This window comes from Polaromonas sp. (assembly GCF_031411155.1).
Lineage (GTDB): Bacteria > Pseudomonadota > Gammaproteobacteria > Burkholderiales > Burkholderiaceae_C > Polaromonas.
Map to the genome: position 1 here is coordinate 1 of NZ_JANOAL010000038.1, position 2340 is coordinate 2340.

At 69.0% G+C, this 2340-nt stretch carries 2 protein-coding genes and 1 pseudogene; 1 reads left to right on the forward strand and 2 read right to left on the reverse strand.

Annotated features, from left to right (window positions below; all coding sequences use genetic code 11):
- Window positions 1-10 precede the first annotated feature (10 nt).
- Entirely contained in the window at window positions 11-1168 is a 1158-nt protein-coding gene (locus tag RMO23_RS01950) for an HPP family protein (protein ID WP_309678417.1), read from the reverse strand.
- A 42-nt stretch (window positions 1169-1210) separates the two neighbouring features.
- Complete coding sequence (locus RMO23_RS01955) at window positions 1211-2053, reverse strand: M48 family metallopeptidase (protein ID WP_309678418.1); 843 nt, start codon at window positions 2051-2053, stop codon at window positions 1211-1213.
- Window positions 2054-2085: 32 nt separating this feature from the next.
- On the opposite strand from RMO23_RS01955, the pseudogene RMO23_RS01960 reads away from it, so the two are divergent.
- Window positions 2086-2340: pseudogene (locus RMO23_RS01960) on the forward strand (AmpG family muropeptide MFS transporter); the annotation flags it as partial.

The following is a 2340-nucleotide window of genomic DNA, read 5'->3' on the forward strand; positions in this document are numbered from 1 at the left end:
CCCTGAACCCCTAAACCGACGGATCGACCGCCCGGCCCAGCGCCGCCACCAGGTCCGACTGGGTGATCATGCCGACCAGGCGCTCGCCTTCGCCAATGATGGGAATGTGGTGATGGCCGCTGCTGCCGAACAGCGGCACCAGGTCGACCAGGTGGCGCTGCATGCCGGCCACGCGCACGTTGCGCGTCATGATCTGGCCCACCACCTCGGGCTTGTTCGAATAGCTGCTCTTCGTGCTGCGGATCAGCGTTCGCAGCTTGTCATCAAAGCCTTCGTACAGATCGAGTTCGGCGGCGCGCATGAAATCGGCCAGCGTGACGATGCCGGCGATGCGAAAGCTGCGGTCCACCACCGGAAGGGCCTTGATGCGGCGTTCGCGCAGCAGCGCCCAGGCTTCCTGCAGCGGCGTGCCGTACTCCACCGTGACCAGGTCGCGCGACATGATGTCGGCGCAGCGCACCTCCGCCAGCTTGCGGTCGTAGGCGCGCAGTTGGGTCTGCGCCAGCAGGTCCTTGAGGTCGTCGCGGCTGACGTCCAGCACCTGGTTGTAGCGCGCCAGCACGGCGTCCAGGTCGGCATCGAGCAGCGCGGCCGCGCCCGACAGCGGCGCCGTGGCCGGCGCCAGCTGCATGTGCGGGTAGGGCCGTCGCGTGGCGTTGTTGTAGGCAATGCCGGCCGCCACCAGCAACACGGAATTGAGCAGAACCGGGTAGAACGCAAACGCCGGATCGGCGATGCCGCCCAGCACCATCGTCAACGCGGTGGCACCGCCCGGCGGGTGCAGGCAGCGCAGCGCCAGCATCAGCGCCATGGCCGTGGCCACCGCCAGCGCCGCCGCCAGTTCGGGCGAGCCCAGCAGATGCACCCCATGGACCCCGGCAATGCCGACCAGCGCCGACAGCGTGTTGCCGCCCACCACGGCCCAGGGCTGCGCCATCGGGCTGGCCGGCACGGCAAACACCAGCACCGCGCTGGCGCCCAGCGGAGCCAGCAGCCAGGGCAGGCCAGGCCAGGCCGAGCCAAGCGCCAGATGGCACAACAGTCCGGTCAGGAAAATGCCGAGCAGCGCACCGGTGACCAGGCGCAAGCGCTCGCGCGTGTTGATACCGGTCCGGGCCGGTCGAAAGGCGCGCCACCAGTGGCGGCTGAAAACTGCTGGCAGGCTCATGGCGGCGCGGCTTGGGGGGCAGCCTTGGCCGCGGGCAGGCGCTTAGCCGCGCGCGCGCAGGTACAGCGCCTGCACCTTGGGCACGTTGGCCTGCAGCTGCTGGATGCGCTCGGGGCCGGACGGATGGGTCGACAAAAAGCTCGGGCCGCCGGCGCCACCACCGGCCTGGCCCATTTTTTCCCAGAGGCTGACGGCGGCCTGCGGGTTGAAGCCGCCGCGCGCGGCCAGCTCCAGCCCGACCAGGTCGGCGTCGCTTTCGTCTTCGCGGCTAAAGCGCAGGGTCAGCAGCTGCGTGCCGATGCTGGCCGCCACATCGCCGAGCTGACCCAGACCCAGCAGCTGCGCGCCCAGCGACAGCAAGGTGCCGGTGCCCTGGCTTTTGGCGATGCGCGCGCGCGCGTGTTCGCGCAGGGCATGGGCCATTTCGTGGCCCATGATCATGGCGGCTTCGTCGTCGGTCAGCTTGAGCTGCTCCAGCACGCCGGTGTAAAACGCGATCTTGCCGCCCGGCATGCAAAAGGCATTGATCTGCTTGCTGCTGATCAGGTTGACTTCCCAGCGCCATTGTTTTGCGTGGCCATTCCATTGCGCGGCTTGCGGTATGAGACGCGCGGCAATGCCGCGCAGCCGCTGCAGTTGCGGATGGCCTGGCGGCGCCAGCACGCCCTTGGCCCGGGCCTCCGCCAGCAGCTTGGCGTATTCCTGCGTGGCCGCGCCTTCCAGCTCCTCGGCCGGCACCAGCTTGCGCAGTTCGGACGATTTGCCGACGTCCACCTGTGCCAGCAGCGGCGGGCTGATGGCGGCCGTCGCCGCACCGGCCGCGGCCAGCAGAAATGCCCGGCGGCCAACCCAGGCGGCGTGTTTGGCCTCGCAGACAAAGCACATGGGTGAATAATAGTCACAAATCGAATCGCCCCATGTCAGAAAAAAACCCCTCTCTTGAACTGCCGGCCAGCGCGGTGGTCCTGGCCGCCAGCCCGGCGCCGGCCAGCCCGGCCCCCAAAACCCCCTGGCGCGATGTCTGGCGCGTCTACACCGAGGCCGCGACCCTGCGCATGCTGCTGCTCGGGTTTTCGGCCGGGCTGCCGCTGCTGCTGGTGTTTGGCACGCTGAGCTTCTGGCTGCGCGAGGCCGGCATCGACCGCACCACGATCGGCTACCTGAGCTGGGTC

Coding starts and splice junctions, on each gene's coding strand:
- RMO23_RS01955 (WP_309678418.1), bottom strand. CDS start 2,053: ATGTGCTTTGTCTGCGAGGCCAAACACGCCGCCTGGGTTGGCCGCCGG.
- RMO23_RS01950 (WP_309678417.1), bottom strand. CDS start 1,168: ATGAGCCTGCCAGCAGTTTTCAGCCGCCACTGGTGGCGCGCCTTTCGA.